Source organism: Paraburkholderia elongata (genome assembly GCF_013177735.1).
GTDB lineage: Bacteria > Pseudomonadota > Gammaproteobacteria > Burkholderiales > Burkholderiaceae > Paraburkholderia > Paraburkholderia elongata.
Map to the genome: position 1 here is coordinate 1 of NZ_WOEZ01000269.1, position 1031 is coordinate 1031.

Consider the following 1031-nt stretch of genomic DNA (forward strand, 5'->3'; position numbering starts at 1 on the left):
CATATCCTGTCGGGCGCGGTGATGGATCCCCGCGCGATCACCGAACTGATCCCCGACTGGAAAGAAAAAGGCGCGCCGCTCACGGTGGACGTGACCGAAGACAAGTTCCTGTTCCTGACCGAAACCGGCTCGAAGAGCGTGCCGGTCTGGGCGCTGCCGGACAACTTCAAGAACCACGGCAACTACGTGATCAGCCTCGCGAACGTCACGCGCTGGCTGGGTCAGCAGGCCGAGGCGCTGGGCGTCGAGATTTTCCCGGGCTTTCCGGCAGCTGAGATTTTGTATAACAACGACGGGTCGGTCAAAGGCGTCGCGACCGGCAATCTGGGCATCGGCAAGGATGGCGAGCCGACCGAGAATTTCCAGCTCGGCATGGAACTGCACGCGAAGTACACGCTGTTCTGCGAAGGCGCACGCGGGCATCTGGGCCGTCAGCTGAACGACAGGTTCAAGCTGCGCGAAGGCGTCGATCCGCAGGTCTACGGTATCGGCATCAAGGAACTGTGGGAAATCGACCCGGGCAAGCACAAGCCAGGTCTGGTGATGCACACCGCTGGCTGGCCGCTGGAAAACGACACGTACGGCGGCTCGTTCCTCTATCACATGGACAACAACCAGGTGGTGGTGGGCTTCGTGGTGGGTCTCGGTTATACGAACCCGTACCTGTCGCCGTTCGAGGAATTCCAGCGCTACAAGACGCATCCGGCGATCCGCGCGGTGCTCGAAGGCGGCAAGCGGGTGTCATACGGCGCGCGGGCGATCACCGCAGGCGGCCTGCTGTCGCTGCCGAAGCTGGTGTTCCCGGGCGGCGCGCTGGTCGGCGACGATGCTGGGTTCCTGAACGCATCGCGGATTAAGGGCTCGCATGCGGCGATCAAGACCGGGATGCTGGCGGCCGATGCGGCATTTGAAGCGGTGCAGGCCGGACGTCAATCGGATGAGCTGACGGCCTATCCGGAGTCGTTCAAGACTTCGTGGCTGCACACGGAACTGCATCGTGCGCGCAACTTCAAGCAGTGGATGAGCAAGGG

At 62.7% G+C, this 1031-nt stretch carries 1 protein-coding gene; it reads left to right on the forward strand.

The features are described 5' to 3' along the window. Positions 1-1031, forward strand: a 1031-nt coding sequence (locus GNZ13_RS44695; RefSeq protein WP_172177091.1) for an NAD(P)/FAD-dependent oxidoreductase, incomplete at both ends; no start/stop codon positions are given.